We start from the raw sequence: 20430 nt of genomic DNA, 5'->3' as shown, positions 1-20430 counted from the left end.
ATTTTTAAAAAAACCACACAAACACTGAATATTCACAAAAACAAATCAGGAAGAAAAAATAAGGGTCTGAAAAGTAATTCAGGCCCGGTTTTTTAAGTACCAGTCCCTGAACGCCGAAAGTGCACGACCGCGGTGCGAGGTCTTTGATTTTTCGGATACCGAAATCTCCGCAAAAGTCTTCCCTCCGGTCTCAAAGACGGGGTCATAACCGAAGCCTTCGCTTCCCCTCGGCTTTAAGGCGACATTTCCGTCCACCCTGCCTTTAAAGACAAACACACCTTCATTGTCGGCATACGCTATCGCGGTCTCAAAATATGAACTACGGTCGGTTATTCCGTCCATAAGCTTCAGTATACCTTCAACACCTATTGTATCAAGGACATATGCCGCATGGGCCCCCGGAAAACCGTTGAGTTTCTGGATATAAAAGCCGGTATCATCGACAATAAGAGGCTTTTTCATGATTTCATATGCAGTTTCTGCCTTTTTTTCCGCGACAACACCGACATCGCTGCTTTTGATCTCCTCCAGGTCCATCTTTACGTGAACAACGTCCGCGACACCCTCAAAAAAAGATGCGACCTCAAGTACCTTGTTGGGATTTCCCGTTACAACTGTAATATCCATCAAGAAAACCTTCTACCTGTCTCAAAAAAACAGTATGCATTAAGAGCATACATTCAGGTACTTACCGCCCGGGTCTCTTTTTCATGCTTCAGGAGAACTCTCAGGTACAAAGACGCCCAGGTGTAGGCAAGTATTCCTCCGCAGATGTCACCCAGGACAATTCCGTACCATACCCCATGCTCACCAAGCCCCACAACCTCTCCGAGAATATAAGCAAACAGAGCTATAAACACCAGATTTCTGAACAGATTTATAACAAACGATGTTACACCGTGACCTGTTCCCTGAAAGACCGATGAAGACATTATACCTGGAGCTACGAACGGATAGAATATGAACATGGTCTGCAAAAACGCAATAAATGAAGGGACAAGATACGCACTTTCGGATGAATAGGTAAAAACAGCAGTTATCTGCGGTGCAAAATACCATGTAAAAGCTGATGTGCATATACCGATGATAACTCCTATTTTCAGGGAATAATTGAGAGCAAGCTTTATGTTTTCATAATTGCCTGCCCCGTAATTGGCGCCTACAACGGACACAACGGCCATTCCTATTGAAATTACAGGAATTACTGCAAACATAACAACACGCCACCCTCCTGTATATACTGCAACTGCATCCGTTCCTGACACGTCGACTAGAATGAAATTCACTAAAAGGAGAACAATCGCCATCAGCATAAACTCAAGGCTTGCAGGGATGCCAACGCCAAGTATATCCTTAAGAATTGACCATTTGTAATTGAAAGCCTTCCATTTGACCGACACATAAGTGTCTTTTTTGACAAAAAACCAGTATAGAAGAATCAAATTTACCATTGCTATGGATATAAGAGTGGCCCATGCTGCACCAGCAATACCCATATTCATCCAGTATATCATAACCGGGTCAAGAACCATATTGAGAACCGCTGAAATCGTCATGGCATACATTGTACGCTTTGTGTCGCCCTCCGCTCTCAGGACTGCATAACCAATGCTTGAAAAAAAGAAAAGAATCGTCCCTGAAAAGACAATCTGGCCGTATATAGCAGCAAGCCCGGTTGCAGTTCCTGCCTGCATGGCTGCAACTATTGGCTCAATGAAAAAAACGAAAGGTATCGTAAGAACTATCGATAAAATTATCGCCAGAATAAACGAATGAACAGCTCCGTTGTCAGCCTCAGACTTGCTTTCAGCCCCGATAAATCTTGAAATGGCCGAAGTTACACCGGCTCCGATACCGTTCCCCAGACCTGTCAGTATCATAAAAACAGGCATGATAAAGCCAACAGCCGCAAGTGCATCAGGACTTATTCCGGCGACCCATATTGCATCCACAAGATTATAAACCGAGAAAAGAAGCATTGCAACAATCATAGGTCCGGAAAGTTTGATTATAGCTTTTTTAGGGTCCCCGGTAAGAATTGAAACTCTTTTCGTAGCGCCCCGCACATTGTCATTTAAACTATTGCTATCTGTTTCTGTATTATTGATGCCTGAATTGCTGTCTGTCATATAAATTCCTGCAATTATACTTTTATTTTGATATATTTCACGGGAACTTTTATCAGAACAAACCCATGGTTTAAGATGCTGCGGAATAAAAAAACAGCCCCTTAAAAAAAGCATCCGAAAGCCATTTGCACTGTTTGTCTCAGGCATATCTTTTTTGGAGGTGATATGGCTTTATACTGCAAAAATAACTAAAGACCACCGGGTGCCCTGGAATTCCCGTCCCGTATACCCCTGTATATTTGAATATTCTCTGCAATAAAGATTTCAGACAAAACAGCATATACGGAAAAACTAAATACATAATTTACAGAAAAGGACGGCGGGTGTGCCAGTATAGATTCTGAAAGGGAATACACGAAACTTTTAAAGATTTACGAGAGAATAGCGGATGAATTAAAAAAGCACAAATCCGGAGTACAATCTCTCCAAAAAATAGCCTGGGGCATACAGTTCAAAGTAAGGACAGCAGAAAATACAGAGACTATCAGGGTGTACACGAACAAAAAAGGCGGGATAAAATATGATTTTTCGCTTGTCAAAGACGAAAAAAATCTCAAACACTTAAAAGAGATTCTGCCTTACGCAGACAGCATAAAAAATAACTGCGGCATTACTCCCGTGAATGAACAAAACCCGGAAAGAAGGGATTTTCGGGTTAACACAGGAAGAGAGAAACAGATAAACCCTGAAAAAATCCCGTTTCCCCTGATAGGGACAGACGAATCAGGAAAAGGGGACTATTTCGGGCCGCTTGTTGCAGCTGGAATGTATACCGACAAAAAGATTGCCGTGGTCTTAAGGCAGGCCAAAGTCCGTGACAGCAAACTTATGACCGACGAAGAGATCAAAAAAACAGCTGAAATTATAAGGGATAATTTTCCGGGTTGCTATTCAATAATTGAAATATCGCCCATGAAATACAACAAACTTTACAGTGAGTTCAGAAAGGAGAACAAAAACTTAAACCACCTCCTCGCATGGGCACATGCAAAGGCAATAGAAGAGATTTTATCAAAAAAAGAATGCCAGACGGCGATATCTGACAAATTCGGCGATGAAAAATATATTCTTTCGAAACTACAGGAAAAAGGGAGAAAAATCAGTCTCATACAGGTGACAAAAGCCGAGAGAAACATAGCCGTTGCCGCTGCATCCGTTCTTGCAAGGGACAGGTTTCTGGGAAAACTCGATGAACTCTCGGAATCAGCCGGCTTCAGGCTTCCCAAAGGGGCGTCAAAAAAAGTCATCACTGCCGGAAGAAAAATCGTGGATAAAGAAGGAAAAGAAGCCCTGAAAAGATACGCAAAGATCCATTTTAAGACAACCGGGGATATAACCGGCATAAAACCATGAAAGGTCTTAAAAATAAAAAGGCCGGAAGAAAATACCTGGCCTTTTTGGCATTTTACCAGAATTCTGATATCAGGATATTCTGCCAGTCTTCATCCAGGCAGTCTTTAAGAAGGCCGTAAAAAATTCTGTCATGATATTTCCCGTTTTTAAAACAGTAATCTCTCTGTAATCCTTCTTTTTTGAACCCGCATTTCTCCATTATTCTCTGTGAACCCTTGTTTCCCGCCATGCAGTCACCGTTCAGCCTGCGGCCTTTGGCCACAAAAAAAGCGTAATAGATGAGAAAACGGCATGCCTCGGTACCGAAACCGCGTCTCCAGCAGATGTCGTCCAGCTGGTACCCTATCGTATAAACATCACCACAGAACCCGTCGGGGATTAAACCGCACTGTCCTACAAAAAAACCTGATCTTCTATCTTTTATCGTAAAAACGGGAATATTCACCGGCCTGTTATTTAACAGATCCTGCTTCATCGAGGATATCAGAGGTTTGAAATATTTATTTGTCTCGTCAAACGAATTAGGACCAAAAAACAGCCATTCACAGACATTTCTCTTTTCAAGCATCATGCAAACGGAAAATAAGTCCTCCTCAGACATATACGAAAATAAAAGATTTTGTCCGTAAAATTCCGTTTTCATAAAAATAACCCTGCGCTCAACATAATTATATAAGTTATAACATTTAACTGGTACGATTTAAACAATCAGGCAGAATATTGTTGAAAAAATGTATATTACGTTAAAACAGAAGAACAGGGATATCAATTCATCTATTTTTCACATAAAATGACAAAGGCCTAAAAAACACAAAAAATCAAAACACGGGAGTTTTCTTGATTCTGCAAAAAGAAAGATTTCCAAAAATTACAAAACAAATGAGAAACACATTTTAAAAAAACGCTTATTTTAAATTTTTATTATTTTAGACTTTATTTTTTCTGAATTTTTGGATGAACGTCTGATTAAACGTCGCACCTGAAAAGAATTTCAGGCAAACCCTGCATTAAATAAACGGGAAAAAGGCTGCCGGGAAAAAATTTTCTTCCGACGGCACCCCGTTTACAAGCTTGTAAAAAATTTACTTTCTGCCTTTCTGGGCCTGACCGTTCTGGGCAGATGCATCGTTTGATTTTGCTTCGTTTTTAACGTTCTTTCCTACTGATTTCTGGTTTTTTGCCATATGATATCATACTCAGATTAAGTATATACAGCTTTTGGGTATTAAAATATCAAAATTAAAATACAATATCCTTTGATAATTGTTAAAAGCCAGGTATAAGCGTATTTTAGTAAAAAAAACATTTTTATTCAGTGGAGATACCGGCCCCTCTGTTTTATCTCCGAAACACGCTCCAAAACCTCATCTGCACCACTGAAAACCGATTTATAGCCTTTTGAAAACGCATCTGAAAGCTTTTCCTGTCCCGGAGCCGTACTCTCAAGAGTCTGGAAAAATACATGCAGATCGACCCCGCGCGACTCAGTCTCGGAAGAGATGTAGGAAAGCCCGAAATCAATGAGATAACACACCCCCGGGCTTTCACTCCCCACAATAATATTTGAGGTCGTAAGGTCGCCATGGATTATGCCGCTTTCATGAAGATGTCCCACGACAACACCGGCCTTGTAGGCATTTTCGTCATTGAGGACAAGTTTGAGCATATTTCCCTTTATCTTCTCCATAACAACCGAGTCATGGGTGATGTCGCGTACAACAGGGGTCGGGACTCCGCCTCTTCTTGCAAGAGAGAGCAGGCGGGCTTCGGCACGTGTCCTTTCAGAAATCAGCCTTTTGTCAAGAAGGTGGTTCCTGTAATTTTTCGAAAGCCTGTGCTTTACAATGTTGTCACCGGACTCAAAGACAACAGCCTCAGCCCCCCTTGCAGAGCCGTTCTCAATGAGGTTAGCCTTCTCGTACATGGTGCTCCCGGTATCCTTTCTCCAGAGGACTTCCACGTCATCGGAGCGGTATGAAGGATTCACGGCCGAACCTGGTATCGAAACAGTCTGCCCCGCTTCAAGCATGATTTTTCCGGTGTACGCTATCATCGCCCCGTTGTCGCCGATAAACTTCCTGTCAGGAACGTAGAATGAGGCACCTCTCTCTTCGCACATGACAGAAAGCATCTCCTGCAGACGTGAGTTTGCACCGACTCCTCCGACAAGCAGAACCTCGTCCTTTCCGGCATGTGCAAGCGCACGTTCGGTAACCTCGACGCACATCGCAAAGGCGGTCTCCTGAAAACCTGCGCAGACGTCCTCTATAGGAGCTTTGGAATCTTTTGCAGCCGACATAAGCCCTGAAAACGCAAGGTCCATGCCCTTGACTGTATACGGAAACTCAACAGGAGTGCCTTTTTTTGCATAATCCTCAATAAGGGGACCTCCGGGGTGAGGAAGACCCCTGCTCCGTGCAAACTTGTCAAGAGCATTCCCAAGACCTATGTCAAGGGTCTCTCCGAATATTCTGTATCTGGACTTCAGGTATCCTAAAACCTGTGTATTAGCACCGCTCGCGTACAAAACAACAGGGTCAGTGCAACCGCATGCAAACCTTCCTATCTCGACATGGGCGACACAGTGGTTCACTCCTATAAGAGGAACACCGAGAGCCTGCGAAAGCGACCTTGCCGCAGTCCCAACAGTCCTCAGGCACGGGCCAAGACCCGGGCCCATCGAAAAGGCGACACCTGAAATCCTTTCCGGGTCAACGCCCGAAAGCGCCTTCGAAACAACGTCCTTTAAAACAGAGGCGTGATGCTGCGCCGCTTCACGAGGGTGAATACCTCCTGTGGACGGCCTGTAGGGATTTGAATACAGGGAGACAAGCGAGTCTCCGAAAACAGCGGCACTGAGGTTCCAGGCCGTTCCCTCGATACCAAGTACCAGCCTATCCTCAGGCATTATCATTTTATTTATTGAATTCAGTATATCCGCACTTGCCACATGCAACACGATCGCCGTGCTGTGCCATAAATACACCCGGACCACATCTCGGGCAGTTTCTGCGCTGGGCTACGGCCTTGTCTCCCTCAACCTTGTACATCGAGGAACGCTTGACAGCAGATGATTTTACCGGTTTTTTTGTTGCAGCCATCCCACTCAGGCCTCCGCTTCATCCTGCGGTTTTTCTTCAGCCTGGCAGCGTTTGACTACATAGTCAAGTTCGGTTGCCTTAAGGTCTTCCTCGTTCTCGTAGATACGTGCAGATGCAACAATCTCCTGCTTTCCAAATTCTCCTTCGAGTGAGTCTACTACACATTTCTTTGGGTCTGCATTGCGAAGTGCGCAGAGTTTGCCCAGAATTTCTTTTCTTGAAGGTGTTGCGCCTTCGTATTTAAGGACAAAATCAAGCTCTGTGCGGTTAAGAAGCTTGTTTTCCTCGTCTCTTGTAAATTCGAAGTCCATCGATATCCCTCAAATATTCTTCACTGATTTATTTAAAACCAACAGCCTGAATTCTACATGCAGGGGCAGATAAAAAAATGACTATACTTTTACAAAAAGTGAAAAAAGCTCGTCAGCACGTTTTTTTGCTTCCGAATCCACTATCCTTACAACAACGCCTTTGCACGGCTGGCCATAGAGCACCGCGCTCCCTTCGGGAAGCATCCTCACAAGAGGAATTACAGCCAGGTCCTCCTCACCGATTACATGAACAAGCGCCGGAGGGTTCTCAAGAGCATTTCTGAGGGCATAAACAAGCTCTTCGGTTATAAAGCCTGCGGGATTCTTGACCTCAAATCTTCTTACCGGTAGAAGAGGCGTTGACATGCACGGCTCACGCATGGTGTTCCCGTCGATTACAGAAAGTTTCGGGACAATCCCGGCTCTCCAGAGATTGCCTGTAACAACGTCGCCTACGGCATATACCGGGGAGTCCCCGAGGTATTTTAGCGCTGCAGATATATCTGAAAAAAGAACACCGAAAGGTTCTTTAAACTTAACCCTCTCGGATTCAGGCAGAAACCACATATTTTAACGTACTTTCAGGGCATATCTTCCGGGCATATCGATATTCATCTTCTTTGCAATCATCGAATTTTTCGGGTCGACTATGTAAAGATACCCTGCCCAGTCCTCGCTTAAATTTGAACTGCCGCACGAAACGCATGACTCGCCGTCAACTACGTGGTGACAGTTGCGGCAGACTTTAAGGACCTTCTTACTCTTTGGCGCCATCTGCCTTTGCCGCCTCCATGTCTTCTTCTATCCAGTTCTCGGTGCCAAGACCGGCCTGTCTCATGGTAAGGCCTATCTTGCTTTCACGCGGGTCACGCTCGGAAAGGCTCAGGGAAACGACACGTGCACGCACACCGTCACCGACAGCTATCTGGCGCTTGGTCTCCTGGCAGATAAGTCTGCCGTTCTTCTCATCGTAGTTGATGAAATCATCCGAGATCTGGCTCACATGAAGCATTGCATCAATCGGACCGAGAGATACGAACGCACCGAAGCTTGTAGTTTCAACAACCTCGCCTTCCACTATCTCCTGCATCGAAAGCCTGAGGACAACTGCGTCAAACTCAACGTAGTAGTACACAGCACCGTCGCCGGGGATAATGTCGCCTTCGCCTATGTCTTCGATTCCGGTAACAGCTATAAATATGCCTATTTCCTTGTCTATACTGCCCTCAAGCTGTTTCTGGAGTTCATCCAGAACAACAGTCTTCAAATCCTCGCCAAGGCGTCCCGGCGGAACGCGGACCTTGTCCTGAAGCTTCATCCTGTAATACATATTCTAATTCACCACTCTGCCTGAATTCAACTTCTTATAATTTCGAGAGTCTTCTGGTTTCTAAGTACTATCACATCAATATTACTGTCCAGAAGCTTATTTTTAAGCCCTCTGTCGTTTGTGACAACCATGCACCCCGTCGCAGCGGCATATGCCACAATCATATCGTCGACAGGGACGGAGTTGACCGGATTTTCTTCTATCCCGCACCTTTTCAGAAGCGAGATGCCTACACGTGCAGCGGAAGCATCCCTTCCCCTGCCGCGTGAAAGTCCCTGAAGTTCGGATACAACGCCTTTTAGCGTTACAGGCTCGTATGAACCGACAAGTGCCTCAGTCCCAGAAAAGACGTCTACACCAAACTGGCCCGGCATCATAAGCGCATTGGCATCAAAGAGGACTTTCACTCAATTTCACTCTACCAGTGTTCCCATCCCGATAAGGCGCCAGCGGCCGCCTACCTGCCTGCTGATGGCGATGCGTGCACCGGCTGCGGCGCAGACAGGTCTTTTCAGCACTACTTCCACGGCGTCCTTCTTGGTGTTCACGACGACACCGACCGTAACAGCAGTCCCGACAGAAAGCATCAGGGGTTCCCTGTGCCTCAGAGGCTCTATTTTAAACTCGTCGTCAGAACCTACAACCCTCTCCATTAAGGACACCTTAAACGAAAGGCGGTTCCAGACCAGCGGAAGCTTTCCCACGTGTCCTGCAACCTGCCCTGCAAGTGCGTCGCTCTTTGTGATGGCCGGGTCTAACTTCGTGCCTATACCCAGAAGACCCCCGGGATCAGCCTCTGAAATCTTGTGGCTTCCCGCATTGATGGAAGTGACCTTTGTAATTATTGGTTCCCAGTGTACCTGGTTTTCCGCCTCCACCTTCCTTCCGGGGCGTATTTCTATCTCGTCACCTTCATGCATTACACCCTGAGTAAGAGAGCCTCCGATAACTCCTCCCTTTACTTCGCGCCAGCTGCACCCCGGTTTGTTTATATCAAACGACCTTGCGATAAGCATCAGCGGCTCGTCATCAGGATCACGTCTGGGTGAAGGAATGTTTTCATCGATTGCCTGGAGCAGAGCCCCAATATTGATGCCTTTCTGTGCAGAAACCGGAACCACAGGTGCATTTTCCGCAATAGTTCCTTTAACAAACTTTTTTATCTGTTTATAGTGAGCAAGCGCCTGTTCCTGCGAAACGACATCTATCTTGTTCTGAACGATTACTATATTTTTGATACCCACAAGCTCAAGGGCCATTAAATGCTCTTTCGTCTGCGGCTGGGGACATTTCTCATTGGCTGCAATGACAAGCATTGCTCCGTCCATAAGTGCCGAGCCTGAAAGCATAGTCGCCATAAGTGTCTCATGACCGGGTGCATCAACAAATGAAAATGTCCTGTAAGGCTCGCATTTGCCCCCGCAGTCCGGGCAGACCTCAGACGTCGAGTATGAATCAGGACCCTCACATGAAGGGCATTTGTATATTGTTGCATCAGCATATCCAAGACGGATGGAGATGCCGCGTTTTATCTCTTCACTATGCCTGTCTGTCCACTGTCCGGTAATTCCTGAAACAAGTGTGGTTTTTCCATGATCCACGTGACCTACAAGGCCTATATTAACATCGGGGATTAATTCGCTGCTCACTACTTTTCAAACCTCCTTATAAATATATGTCAACACTACTTATACCTACTCTGCACCCTGGAAAAACAGAGAGAAAATAGTACCTTTAAATTCAAATGCCTGAAAGCTATTAGTAGTTTTTAACCGTGAAATCAATAAACCTTGGCATCATATACTTAATAGCAGGAACCAGAAACTGTTTCTTCAGGTTTTCCGGCATCCGGAACGCCGTTCACACCGGCAAGCACAATATGTAAGAAACAATTATAATAATATACACAAAAAGTAAAACAATACAGAGCAGATGCAGAAATTTGTTCCGCCTTGTTTCTGAAAATGTTGGGTGATAAATAAAATGGTACACGAATCGGATCTTTCAAGAATCGGAATATCTCTTCCGAAAAACCTTCTGGACAAATTTGATGAAATCCTTAATTACCGCGGTTATTCCTCACGTTCTGAAGGTATCAGGGATGCAATACGAAGCTACATAACGTATTACCAGTGGATGTCTGATGTGAAGGGGCTAAGACAGGGTGTAATTACTATGGTGTACGACCACGAACACCGCGGTCTTCTCCAGACCCTGACGGAAATACAGCACAACCACCTTGAAATAGTTCAGTCTTCTCTCCATTCACATGTAAGTCATGACAAATGCCTTGAAATAATCCTCGTAAGAGGCGATGCAGGAGAAATAAAACAGATAGCAGAAGCTTTAATGGCACAGAAAGGCGTGGATTCGGTAAAACTTACCACAATACCGATTGAAGAGCACCAGCACTGAAAAAAACGGGCTACAAATAATTCAAAAAATCTCTCTTTTTGTTTTTTTAGGAAAAATCCACAATATAATCAGGGACGGATGCAACCGGCAATGAAAATACAATATCAGGAAAAAGAAAGCAGTCTTTTTTCTTTTCCCGTATTTCGCATTTTTATCAAAAGGAGGTTATCCGGCTCCCACGCCTGTGACCTCATCAAATGCTGCTTCTATGTCCCCGGAGCTTAAGTCTTCTGCTCTGTTAAGCATATCAAGATCGCCTTTATCGGACTTTTCCCTGTGTACCTTAACGGACTTCGCGAAAATAAGCTGATCAGTCCTGTAAAAAAGCCCGGTCTCATCGACCTTTGCGAACGCAAATCCGTCTTTCATCTCAATCTCCGTAACCCTTCCGGTGGTTCCGGTACGCGGGTACCTTACGATATCACCGACTGAGACTATCTTTTCCTCCATACCGGATATTTTTGTGTGCGTCTAAAATATAAACATTGGGCATCAAAAAAATTCTGCAATGAACCGCATCCAGATTAACAGGGTAAAAAAGGAATACAAAAATGATGCACACAGGGCGGTTGCACCTGAAAAAACACTGGATTTGATTAAACCCTCTGTACAAAAGGCAGGAGTAAAAGACCTGCTGTGCCTAACCGAAGCAGATGGCATAAACATTCCTGTATACTCGGCAGTAAGACCAAGGGCAGTCTGGGGCGGGACAAGGTTTTGTACAGGAAAAGGAGTCAGCACAAACGAAGCGAAGGCTTCTGCGATGATGGAGGCTGTTGAACGGTTCAGTGCCGAGTACCGCGGAGAAGAGATGAAATTCGCGAGTTACGAGCAGATTGGACTTACAAAGGCTCTTGACCCGAAAGACCTCATTCTTCCCCGTGATGTGCAGACAGGAGAAGAGATGCACTGGGTCTTTGCATGGGACATTCTCGGAGACGACGACATGTACATACCGGCAAACGCTGTTTTTCATCCCTATGATCCCCTCGGGATGGCCCAGCAGCTTTTCAGGAGTAATACGAACGGTCTTGCGGCGGGAAACACACCTGAAGAAGCAGTTCTTTACGGGATTTACGAGGTCATCGAAAACGATGCCTTAAGCTGCGCCCAGAATGGACGCTTTCTCGGAAAAAAGCTTATAATAGACACACAGGGCCCTCTCAAAAACCTCTGCAAAAGGTACGAGGAGAACGGCATCAGGATTAACATGTGGTATATTGAGGGAAAAACGAAAGTCCCGACAATAGCCGCATCGTCTGACGATACCGTAACAAAAGAGCCCGGCCTTCTTGTAACAGGCATGGGATCAAACCTGAACCCTGAAATTGCGGCAATACACGCCTTAACGGAGATTGCACAGAGAAGGGCAGACGACATAAAGGGGTACAGGGAAAACAGGACCAGAAAATCCATAGTGGAAAAGGCAGGTTATGACAGGCTCAAACGCATAAACAGGATATGGTTCCCCGAAACCGACACAAAAGAAGAAATAAAAATATCCGAAATACCTGACAGCAGCACCGACTACATAGATGAAGACATAAAAATCATACTGGACAGAATTTCCGGACTTTCCGAGCACGTTTTCATATATTTCCTTTCAAAAACGGAAATTCCCGTCGCAAGAGTCGTGATACCCGGGTTTGAAGTGTCATGTATTGACCCGACCCGCAAAAAAATGTTATAATTTTTTATTTTTTTCAGTTTACATAAAGACCGTTTAACACAGCATCCTCACTTACCGCGAAAGTCTTGTCTGTCCCTTCAATTGAATACTCCCCGAGGACTTTCGTGCCATAGTTGTCCCCGGTAGTAGAGTACGGGACAACAAACTCTCCGTCAACACTTTTCTGCCTGTAAGTAAACTTCCGTCCCTGGTCTGTCATCAGCGGTATTTCGATTATGCCTTCGCCTTTTATATGTGCCCCTTCTACGTACTCGAAGGTCTTTACATATTTCAGGTCAGAACCTGACCCTTTTCCGGCGACATTTGTCGGAGACTCATGGATAAGGCGGTAATGCTGAAGGGCAGGGACCACTGATACCGGCGACAGCGGGCTTACCCCAAATAAACCGGCATGTTTTCCTCCGGACTCATTTGCATTGTACGCTTCAGCTTTTGAAACGGCATCGGAATAAGACAGCTCATCATAGTTTGTTATGAGAGGTATTGATACTCCGTATACTGAGCCGTCAACGTATTCGATATAAAGTACGTTTCCGGGCTCCTTCATTGAGCCGTCAAAGTTATGGAGCCTTGAAATCATCGTATCGTAGTAGTTTTCATTGTAAGGATTTGCAGAACTTATCGAGTTGTCCTGCGAGACCTGCCCGAGAGTGGTCATATAAGGTGTCTGCTTAAGAGTCGCATTGTACCATACCGACATTGCCCAGAATTTGGACGTATCCATCTCTACATCGGTAATTACATATTTAGTATTCAGGTCATCCAGGATAGCGTTGGACTGTGTCTCATTCTGCTGTATGAAAAAGGCCGCTGCACCGTCAGGACCTGATACACCCTCCTGGAACGGGTTGGCGTTGGGCGGCCTGTGCGCAACAAAAGTTATCCAGTGGCCGTAGTCCCACCATGACATTACGCCATATGACTCCTCAGGGTTTTCATAGGCAGCGGAGTTGTAGATTTCAGTATAATTTATTCCCGTGTCCGGGGTGTTTTCACCCATCCACTCAAGCGACTCCTGCCAGTCAGGTGTCATACCGTCATATTTTTCCCCTGTAGCTGTTAAAATGCTCGTTTCTGCCGAAAAATACACGAAAGCTACGGCAAGAAGCACCGCAAAAACCGCCACAAGTGCATTAAGGCCACTGGGAGACTTTTTCTTGTTGATTTTCTGTTTTTTCTCCACTTCGGGTTTTTTTGCGGATTTTTTGCCTTTCTTTCCATCGGACTGCTGTATTACAGGTTCTTTTGAACTCACATCAGAACTGAAAAATCCAAGGATATCTTTAAAACCGTTGTCAACAGCCCAGGATACAAAAACAGCTCCCATAAGCGCAATGTTTGCGGCAAGGTAATACTCATATCTCACCTGTATCGTAGTTGAGTAGAGTATTACCGCAGACCACACGAAAATATAAAGATAAGTCTGGCGGGACTCCTTCAGGAATTTATATATTGACACTATAAATCCAAGGAAAAGCAGGAGCATTCCGTAGTTAAAGGAAGTCCATGCGCCTTCAAGCGTCCAGTGGTTGGCCTCCTGTATAGTAAGAAAAATTGCAGAGTAACCGAAGAATGAGCTGAGACCGGATATGAAAAACGAAAAGAACTCCGGTATAAAAAGCACCATAAAGACTATTCCGGCAATAATCAGTCCTCCAAGTGCACCGAGGTAATAAGACAAAGGTTTTTCCCGAAGACCTCTTTCCAGTCCGTAGAGGACAAGCGTCGCAACGATAAGCGCAAGGTACGCAAATACATGGCCCACCGAATACCTTGCCATACTCATTCCGGTGTGGTGTATTCCGATTACCAGAAAACCGATTATCGCGACTGCAAACGCGACGACATTGAGAAGTACAAGATATTCAGATGAATTTTTCTTAAGCCTGTCCCATATGAACTGAATTCCTGTATAAAGGGCTGCAATAAGTGCAAAAAGGACCATTGTCGGCATGTTGGCAAGGCCGAGAACATACGCGATACCACAGAAGACGGCTATAAGTGCAGGTTTTTTCAATGTTTCAGGGGATTTGAAATCCACGGGATTTTTCCTTGTATAAACCAGGTAATACAGGTAGAATAAGCTGAAAAGAGCCCCGAAAAAAACCTCCGCTATGTGGTGGTCAACAAAACCGAAGAGGGACCTGTACACGTACTGCCCTGCGACGACAGACGTGAACAGGGCTGCTATAATGCCTGTCTTCCAGTCGGAAACCTTTTCACCGACAAGGTACATAAGGGGAACCATCAGCATGCCCAGAAGCGCCGGAAGCCACGAGGAAACATACATTATGTCGGTCTGCGTTGAAGCACCCGAGATTATGCACATTATAGCCCCCATCATCGGGTACAGCGGGCCCCAGAAGTTATGAGTCCCGAACGGGTAGTAGGTCATCGGATCAAACCACGGGTACTGCAGTGAGTTTGAAGCCATAACCTCTATGAGCCTGAGATTGTACCAGGGATCATTACCCAGCAGGTCAACACCTGCACCCGTAACGAGCCCCTCTGATGGTATCAGCCTTATCCAAAGCGCCAATGCCGAAAATATAATCAGTAAAACAAGAATTATGCAATTCCTGAATTTAGCAACATCAGATATATTCATAAACATTTCCTTAAGGTAATATCTTTATTTTAATCTATTATAGATTATTATCAGAATTATTATCATTAAACAGCTTTGCCTTAAAAGGGCCTGACGGAAAAAACGCATGGTAACCGTATAAAAGACAAAAGCGGTACCTGAAGACCAGATAAAAAAGAAATTAAGAGCAGAATAAAATGTGTGGTATTGCCGGACACTACGCCTTTTTGGGGCATGACGTAGACAAAGACCTTCTTGAAAAAATGTCAGAGACCCTTGTTCACAGGGGTCCTGACGATTCCGGGATATATTGTGATGACAAAACCGGCCTCGTTCACAGGAGACTTTCCATAATAGACCTTACGGCTGAGGGGAAACAGCCGATGACAAACGAGGACGGCTCAGTATGGCTTGTATTCAACGGGGAAATCTACAACTACCCGGAATTAAGGATGGAACTTCTGGAAAAAGGGCATGTTTTCCAAACAAAAACCGACAGCGAGGTTATAATCCACTCCTACGAGGAATGGGGCGAGGAGTGCCTTCTGAAATTCAACGGTATGTGGGCGTTTGCCGTATGGGACAAAAACACACAGACACTCTTCTGTGCACGGGACAGGCTCGGTATAAAGCCATTCTACTATTCCATTTCAGAAAAAGGGATTATATTTGCATCTGAAATAAAAGCCCTGTGCAGAGACGCCGGCACCGGAAGGAGAGTAAACGAAGAAAAACTTACAGCTTTTTTGAAATGGGGAATTTCGGACTATGACGACGAGACTATGTTTGAAGGGGTATACCAGCTTCTGCCCGGCCACTACATGACAGTCCACAAAGATTCCGCGGATATAACGAAATACTGGGATACAAACCCCTCAAAAGAGGTCGTTTCAAAGAAAGGAGCAGACAAAGGGCTGTCTGAAAAATTTTTAAACCTCCTGTCAGACTCGGTGAAGATTCACCTCAGAAGCGACGTCGATGTCGGAACCTGTCTTTCGGGAGGGCTTGATTCATCCACAATAACAATGATCATAAACGGACTTAAAAAAGAGAATCAGTCCGGCGGCACTGAAGGTGCACAGAATACGTTTTCCGCCGTATTTTCTGACAAAAGATTTGACGAAAGCGAATACATCAAAGTTGTTGCGGACTCATCTGACGTTACACCGCATTATGTAAGTCCTGACCCGAAAGAACTCTGGGAAGATATTGACCACCTCATATACTCAAACGACGAGCCGTTCCTTCAGCTTACACTTTACTCCCAGTACTGTGTCATGAGAGACATCGGAAGAAATGTGAAAGTTGTCCTTGACGGACAGGGTGCCGACGAGATGCTTGGAGGATACATCGCATACTTTTTCTGCTACATAAAAGACCTCTTCAAAAAAGGGCACCCTGTAAAAGCCGCACTTGAAACTTTTGGAGTCTTAAGAAACCACAGAAGTTTTCTTTCTTATGCTGTTCCCCAGTTCTTCGTCAGGAAAAAGAGGCGCAACCTGATAAAAGGGGGGGATATTCCGCTTAAAAGGTATCAGGGCAGCCTGAACGAGGCTCTTGACACCGACCTTAAAAGCACAAATCTTCCATATCTTCTCCACTGGGAGGACAGGACTTCGATGGCTTTTTCAGTCGAAGCGAGAGTGCCTTTCCTGGACTTTCGGGTAGTCGAATTCCTTTCTTCCCTTCCTGCTGACCAGAAGATAAGAAAAGGTGTCACGAAATACATCCTTCGAAAAGCGATTAAAGGAGTTGTACCTGAAAAAATCAGGTGCAGAATGGACAAAAAAGGCTTTTCAACACCCGAAGAGGTCTGGATGAAAGAAGACCTGAAGGGAAACATCTCAGGCATTATAAACTCGGAATCGTTCAAAAAGAGGAATTACTGGAATTTTAACGAAGTCAGGGAAGAATACGACAGATTTCTTGATGGAAAATCCGGTTACTCCTCTGAAATCTGGAGAATCGTCTGCACCGAACTGTGGCTGAGGATATTCTTCGACAAAAGGTCAGACGGATGTGCTCTCCCATACCCTCATGTCTTTCCCAAGGTGCAAAAGACCTGATAAAAGATAAAACTGGTTCAGGACAAAGGCAGATATCAGGTTGTTCCTGAAAAGAATCACAGACAGGAGAACAGCCGCTGTAAAGACCAGCCCCAGAAAGACGTTTACAAGCAAAAGACCGGCTGTAAAAAGAATTCCACCCGCAAAGAAGAGTGACGGGCACAGTACGTACATCATGATCCTTACGGGGTAAAATCTCCTTGAAAACGGCCTTTTTTCGTGCAGAAGGTCAGTGTTCGCCAGAGTCGCCTCAATAAGCCTTTTTGCACGCCTTATCTTTTGCTTATACTGTTTTTTTGCAACCCCGGGGACTTTCTCAAAAACCAGCGCATTTATCTCGTAAACCGATCTGTAACCCTTTCTTATGGCCTCAAAAGCGGTGTTAGCATCATCAGCACCCTTTCTTTCGTTTATAGAGCTGATAATATTCTTTTTAAAGGCGACAAGAGCTCCGTTGAAGTTATACGTCGAGTCAACGGAACTCTCCCAGTCGCACATGCGCCCGTAAAAATTTCTGTATATGCCTTCCATTCCAACAAGATTGCCTGAAGACATATCTTTTGCAGGCAGGACCTCGGCACAGACCGCGGCTATGGACTCATCGCTTAATAGTCTTGATATGAGAATTTTCAGGGTATCTTTCCTGAAAAACTTGTTTGCATCAGTAGTCACGATTATATCGTATTTCGACTTTTGTATTGCAAGATTATACGACCGGTTTGTCCCTTTGCGCTCACTGTTTCTGAAAAAAGTGTATTCAATGCCGCATTTTACAAATGCCTTACGGGCAATTTCCCCGGTACCGTCTGAAGAGCAGTCGTCAATGAACAAGACCTCATACCTGTCTCTTGGATAGTCTGATTCGGCAAGGTTTTCTATTCTCCTTCTTATTACCGCAGATTCGTTGTAAGCCGAGATTACAATGCTTATCCCGGGAAAAGAAGAAAGGGCCGGAATTTTTCCTGATTTTTTTCCGAACCTTATTCCCAAAAGATAATACAGGTAAGGAAATGCAGCCGCAAAAAGCATACAAAGGGCTGTAAAAACTACAGCCACACCGGGAAAAAGATAGTCGGTCATTGAATCACATAGATTTTATTTATCAATTCGTTCTGCCAGAATTCTTTCCACTGATATTTAAAAAATTAGATCATATTTTAAGAATTTTTTCTCCTATTTCTTACAAGCGGCATGGACAAATGCCTTCTTGCAACAGGAGGCACTTCATACCAGCCTTTACCAACAGACCTCTCTGAGCGGATTATCTCTGGAGACTTTGATTTTTCACCGCATGTCCGGCACTTATACCCTTTGTCTTTTCCGGCGCTTGTCATTCTTTTGCCGCATTTTTGGCACACAGGAGGTTTTTTGGTCATATCTTCCGCAAGGGATTCAATAAAGAATTTCTCAAGATTTATGCTTCCGTTTTTGTAGCTTCCGCAGACAATGATCTCATCCCCGACAATAAGCCCGCGGACAATGTCCCGGAACTCTTTTGTGGGCTCATAGGCCATACAGCGGACAGAGGACTTTCCGTCCGATATCTCAGTTTCAACATGGCCCCCTGTGCCTGTAAACGGCTTTTTTGAGACCTTTCCTTTCAGCCTGTACGAGCGGCCGTCAAGGATATCAGATATCACGGAGTCGACAAGATGGACGTCAGTCCCCTGGTTCGTCCTGTACAGGCATTCCCTTTCAGGCTCCTCGGATACGATATACGAACGCGACTTCATGACCCACTCCGGGGATTCCCCACGTATTCCGTAAAGAACCGGGTCGGGAGTGTGCGGGACGCAGACAACAACACCGCTTTTCATGTCCACCGAGTCCCATGTGCGGGGATACGTCATCTTCTCTGAAAGAAATACGGATTTTCTGTCAACACTCCTTTTTTCCTTTGAAAACGGACTTCTGTATGCCAGAACCTCATACGTATAATCCGAAAGGTCCGCTGATACTGCTGCAGTGGCGCCTATAAGGCCACGCTTTATCTTCCACCCCCTGTAAAGTGCACCGGACTTTTCAAGGAGGTTTTCCGCCTCCTCAATCGTGCAGAAATCACGCAGGGCCTTTTTGTAAAAATCAGGTGATACGGGTCCTTCGCTTACCACAACACCCGGATTTGTATTTTCGCAGTCAAACTCGGCAAACTCCTCTACAAGAGAGCATGCAGTAAAAAACGCCTCATTCTTGGCATCACCCGCATCAGATTCTTTTTTTTCAGCATTTTCAGCAACAACACATATTGCGGCGTTGCCGCGGGTCTTGTGAGGGGCATTCGGGTTAAGGCGTATAAGGAGCCTTTCTTTTATCTCAAACCCTTTCTTCTCCAGTTTTTCGCAGAGAAGCGCACCGAGATACGTTGTACACATGCCGTTAGGAGAGTCGGTGTCGTCCACTCCAATCCTTATAGTTCCCAACAAAAGTCTCCTTTTATGATAATGCAGTACAAATTATATAGTTGCATACTCTAAAGAAAAACTAACTTACCAATGTCACACGAAAGACTTCTCCAGACAGTTGTAAGCGTGCTTATAATGGCAGGATACAATGTGTCAGAGCGCTGCGGAATGCGCCCGCGCAGTTTTGATCTGATTGCGCGCAAAGGCGACAACATAATTATAATAAAGATAGTCCCGCATATCGACAGCGCAGGGGAGGAAAGTGCAAGAGACCTTGCCGTAATAGCAAAGCACCTCAATGCAAAGCCCATCATAATCGGAGAGAAGGCACGTGATTTCGAGCTTGAAAGAGGCGCCGTATACTTAAGATACGGCATAATCGCAACAAGCATCACGACATTCTACGACTTCTTCGTCGATGATGTCCCGCCTCTTGTATATGCACAGCCAGGCGGCCTTTACGTGAACATAAACGGAAACAAACTTAGAGACCTCCGTGAAAGCCGCAATATGTCTCTCGGAGACCTTGCAGGGTCTTTAGGCGTTTCAAGAAGGACAATCTCAAAGTACGAGAGTGGGATGAGCACCACCCTTGACATAGCAATAAAACTTGAGGAGATATTCGACACTGCAATTGTTGAGGCGATAAACCTTCTCTCGCACGGGCATGGCATTGACATTGAGGAAAACCCTGAGACATACAGAAATACAGGGAACATTCCGCGCGATTTCGAACGGATGGGCATGAAGATGCACCCGATGCAGAGGGCTCCCTTCGAGGCACTGTGTGTATACGATGAGAAGAACATTCTCGCAGGCTACGGGACAGCCCAGAAGACACTGAAGCGCGCTGCACTTATAGGAAACCTCTCCGACATCACAGACTCAAAGGCCGTATGCGTGGTTACGGACTACAAGAAACGGAAGAAGATAGGTAAAACCCTGATAATAAGCGAAAATGAGCTTTCGACACTGGAAGAAGGTTCAGACCTTCTTGAGCTTATTGATGAGTAATTAAATATATATAGAACTACTAACCACTTTTT

At 45.1% G+C, this 20430-nt stretch carries 20 protein-coding genes; 5 read left to right on the top strand and 15 right to left on the bottom strand.

The window, feature by feature from the left end; translation table 11 throughout:
• Positions 1-78: 78 nt before the first annotated feature.
• Together rdgB and J2128_RS06565 are read right to left on the bottom strand one after the other, a co-directional pair.
• Positions 79-627, bottom strand: a complete 549-nt coding sequence (gene rdgB, locus J2128_RS06570) for an RdgB/HAM1 family non-canonical purine NTP pyrophosphatase (protein WP_209690354.1) — start codon at positions 625-627, stop codon at positions 79-81.
• A 53-nt stretch (positions 628-680) separates the two neighbouring features.
• Positions 681-2129, bottom strand: coding sequence for an MATE family efflux transporter (locus J2128_RS06565; RefSeq protein WP_209690353.1), 1449 nt, complete (start codon positions 2127-2129; stop codon positions 681-683).
• Between the two features lie 489 nt (positions 2130-2618).
• On the opposite strand from J2128_RS06565, the gene rnhC reads away from it, so the two are divergent.
• Positions 2619-3482: a ribonuclease HIII gene (gene rnhC, locus J2128_RS06560; RefSeq protein WP_209690352.1), complete on the top strand. Its 864-nt coding sequence runs from the start codon at positions 2619-2621 to the stop codon at positions 3480-3482.
• A 52-nt stretch (positions 3483-3534) separates the two neighbouring features.
• Here rnhC and J2128_RS06555 read toward each other — a convergent pair whose 3' ends face one another.
• The 9 genes from J2128_RS06555 to J2128_RS06515 all read right to left on the bottom strand — a co-directional run bounded on the left by J2128_RS06555 (position 3535) and on the right by J2128_RS06515 (position 9873).
• Positions 3535-4125, bottom strand: a complete 591-nt coding sequence (locus J2128_RS06555; RefSeq protein ID WP_209690351.1) for a GNAT family N-acetyltransferase — start codon at positions 4123-4125, stop codon at positions 3535-3537.
• Positions 4126-4794: 669 nt separating this feature from the next.
• The gene (locus J2128_RS06550; RefSeq protein ID WP_245323451.1) at positions 4795-6396 is read right to left on the bottom strand and encodes a bifunctional N(6)-L-threonylcarbamoyladenine synthase/serine/threonine protein kinase; all 1602 of its coding nucleotides are present in this window, start codon (positions 6394-6396) and stop codon (positions 4795-4797) included.
• 1 nt (position 6397) lies between these two features.
• Positions 6398-6583, bottom strand: coding sequence for a 30S ribosomal protein S27ae (locus J2128_RS06545; protein WP_209690349.1), 186 nt, complete (start codon positions 6581-6583; stop codon positions 6398-6400).
• A 5-nt stretch (positions 6584-6588) separates the two neighbouring features.
• Positions 6589-6894, bottom strand: a complete 306-nt coding sequence (locus J2128_RS06540) for a 30S ribosomal protein S24e (RefSeq protein WP_209690348.1) — start codon at positions 6892-6894, stop codon at positions 6589-6591.
• An 81-nt stretch (positions 6895-6975) separates the two neighbouring features.
• A complete protein-coding gene (locus tag J2128_RS06535; RefSeq protein ID WP_209690347.1) occupies positions 6976-7461 on the bottom strand; it encodes a GTP-dependent dephospho-CoA kinase family protein in 486 nt (161 codons plus the stop codon).
• A 3-nt stretch (positions 7462-7464) separates the two neighbouring features.
• Positions 7465-7668, bottom strand: coding sequence for a transcription elongation factor subunit Spt4 (gene spt4, locus J2128_RS06530; protein ID WP_209690346.1), 204 nt, complete (start codon positions 7666-7668; stop codon positions 7465-7467).
• Positions 7652-8224 carry a DNA-directed RNA polymerase gene (locus tag J2128_RS06525; protein ID WP_209690345.1) on the bottom strand — a complete coding sequence of 191 codons (573 nt, stop codon included), beginning with the start codon at positions 8222-8224 and terminating at the stop codon, positions 7652-7654. Before J2128_RS06525 ends, spt4 begins: the two co-directional genes overlap by 17 nt.
• Positions 8225-8250: 26 nt before the next feature.
• Positions 8251-8631, bottom strand: coding sequence for a PIN domain-containing protein (locus J2128_RS06520; protein WP_209690344.1), 381 nt, complete (start codon positions 8629-8631; stop codon positions 8251-8253).
• A 6-nt stretch (positions 8632-8637) separates the two neighbouring features.
• The gene (locus J2128_RS06515) at positions 8638-9873 is read right to left on the bottom strand and encodes a translation initiation factor IF-2 subunit gamma (protein ID WP_209690343.1); all 1236 of its coding nucleotides are present in this window, start codon (positions 9871-9873) and stop codon (positions 8638-8640) included.
• A gap of 334 nt (positions 9874-10207) precedes the next feature.
• Between J2128_RS06515 and nikR the strand changes: the two genes are divergently transcribed.
• On the top strand, positions 10208-10639 hold the full coding sequence (nikR, locus tag J2128_RS06510; RefSeq protein ID WP_209690342.1) for a nickel-responsive transcriptional regulator NikR: 432 nt from the start codon (positions 10208-10210) through the stop codon (positions 10637-10639).
• A 165-nt stretch (positions 10640-10804) separates the two neighbouring features.
• On the opposite strand, the gene J2128_RS06505 is transcribed toward nikR, so the two are convergent.
• On the bottom strand, positions 10805-11089 hold the full coding sequence (locus J2128_RS06505) for a DUF2098 domain-containing protein (RefSeq protein ID WP_209690341.1): 285 nt from the start codon (positions 11087-11089) through the stop codon (positions 10805-10807).
• A 58-nt stretch (positions 11090-11147) separates the two neighbouring features.
• Here J2128_RS06505 and J2128_RS06500 point away from each other — a divergent pair, with 58 nt between their 5' ends.
• On the top strand, positions 11148-12329 hold the full coding sequence (locus J2128_RS06500) for a YcaO-related McrA-glycine thioamidation protein (RefSeq protein ID WP_209690340.1): 1182 nt from the start codon (positions 11148-11150) through the stop codon (positions 12327-12329).
• Between the two features lie 13 nt (positions 12330-12342).
• On the opposite strand, the gene J2128_RS06495 is transcribed toward J2128_RS06500, so the two are convergent.
• Entirely contained in the window at positions 12343-14937 is a 2595-nt protein-coding gene (locus tag J2128_RS06495; protein WP_209690339.1) for an oligosaccharyl transferase, archaeosortase A system-associated, read from the bottom strand.
• 176 nt (positions 14938-15113) lie between these two features.
• Here J2128_RS06495 and asnB point away from each other — a divergent pair, with 176 nt between their 5' ends.
• The gene (gene asnB, locus J2128_RS06490) at positions 15114-16982 is read left to right on the top strand and encodes an asparagine synthase (glutamine-hydrolyzing) (protein ID WP_209690338.1); all 1869 of its coding nucleotides are present in this window, start codon (positions 15114-15116) and stop codon (positions 16980-16982) included.
• Here asnB and J2128_RS06485 read toward each other — a convergent pair.
• A complete protein-coding gene (locus J2128_RS06485) occupies positions 16926-18062 on the bottom strand; it encodes a glycosyltransferase (RefSeq protein ID WP_209690337.1) in 1137 nt (378 codons plus the stop codon). The two genes, asnB and J2128_RS06485, sit on opposite strands and share 57 nt — an antisense overlap.
• A gap of 77 nt (positions 18063-18139) precedes the next feature.
• Entirely contained in the window at positions 18140-19402 is a 1263-nt protein-coding gene (locus J2128_RS06480; RefSeq protein ID WP_245323448.1) for a tRNA(Ile)(2)-agmatinylcytidine synthase, read from the bottom strand.
• Positions 19403-19474: 72 nt separating this feature from the next.
• Here J2128_RS06480 and J2128_RS06475 point away from each other — a divergent pair, with 72 nt between their 5' ends.
• Positions 19475-20398 (top strand): transcriptional regulator, encoded by a 924-nt coding sequence (locus J2128_RS06475; protein ID WP_209690336.1) that lies wholly within the window; start codon positions 19475-19477, stop codon positions 20396-20398.
• Positions 20399-20430 lie beyond the last annotated feature (32 nt).

Source organism: Methanomicrobium sp. W14, from assembly GCF_017875315.1.
Lineage (GTDB): Archaea > Halobacteriota > Methanomicrobia > Methanomicrobiales > Methanomicrobiaceae > Methanomicrobium.
The sequence above is the reverse complement of the archived record's forward strand: the minus strand, read 5'-3'. Positions and strand labels throughout refer to the sequence as shown.

Bases quoted from the DNA above. Each gene is read 5' to 3' on its own strand.
- J2128_RS06550 (WP_245323451.1), bottom strand. From the start codon at position 6,396: ATGATAATGCCTGAGGATAGGCTGGTACTTGGTATCGAGGGAACGGCC.
- nikR (WP_209690342.1), top strand. From the start codon at position 10,208: ATGGTACACGAATCGGATCTTTCAAGAATCGGAATATCTCTTCCGAAA.
- J2128_RS06500 (WP_209690340.1), top strand. From the start codon at position 11,148: ATGAACCGCATCCAGATTAACAGGGTAAAAAAGGAATACAAAAATGAT.
- asnB (WP_209690338.1), top strand. From the start codon at position 15,114: ATGTGTGGTATTGCCGGACACTACGCCTTTTTGGGGCATGACGTAGAC.
- J2128_RS06540 (WP_209690348.1), bottom strand. From the start codon at position 6,894: ATGGACTTCGAATTTACAAGAGACGAGGAAAACAAGCTTCTTAACCGC.
- J2128_RS06485 (WP_209690337.1), bottom strand. From the start codon at position 18,062: ATGACCGACTATCTTTTTCCCGGTGTGGCTGTAGTTTTTACAGCCCTT.
- J2128_RS06565 (WP_209690353.1), bottom strand. From the start codon at position 2,129: ATGACAGACAGCAATTCAGGCATCAATAATACAGAAACAGATAGCAAT.
- J2128_RS06555 (WP_209690351.1), bottom strand. From the start codon at position 4,125: ATGAAAACGGAATTTTACGGACAAAATCTTTTATTTTCGTATATGTCT.
- J2128_RS06505 (WP_209690341.1), bottom strand. From the start codon at position 11,089: ATGGAGGAAAAGATAGTCTCAGTCGGTGATATCGTAAGGTACCCGCGT.
- rdgB (WP_209690354.1), bottom strand. From the start codon at position 627: ATGGATATTACAGTTGTAACGGGAAATCCCAACAAGGTACTTGAGGTC.
- J2128_RS06535 (WP_209690347.1), bottom strand. From the start codon at position 7,461: ATGTGGTTTCTGCCTGAATCCGAGAGGGTTAAGTTTAAAGAACCTTTC.
- J2128_RS06545 (WP_209690349.1), bottom strand. From the start codon at position 6,583: ATGGCTGCAACAAAAAAACCGGTAAAATCATCTGCTGTCAAGCGTTCC.
- spt4 (WP_209690346.1), bottom strand. From the start codon at position 7,668: ATGGCGCCAAAGAGTAAGAAGGTCCTTAAAGTCTGCCGCAACTGTCAC.
- J2128_RS06495 (WP_209690339.1), bottom strand. From the start codon at position 14,937: ATGAATATATCTGATGTTGCTAAATTCAGGAATTGCATAATTCTTGTT.
- J2128_RS06475 (WP_209690336.1), top strand. From the start codon at position 19,475: ATGTCACACGAAAGACTTCTCCAGACAGTTGTAAGCGTGCTTATAATG.
- J2128_RS06525 (WP_209690345.1), bottom strand. From the start codon at position 8,224: ATGTATTACAGGATGAAGCTTCAGGACAAGGTCCGCGTTCCGCCGGGA.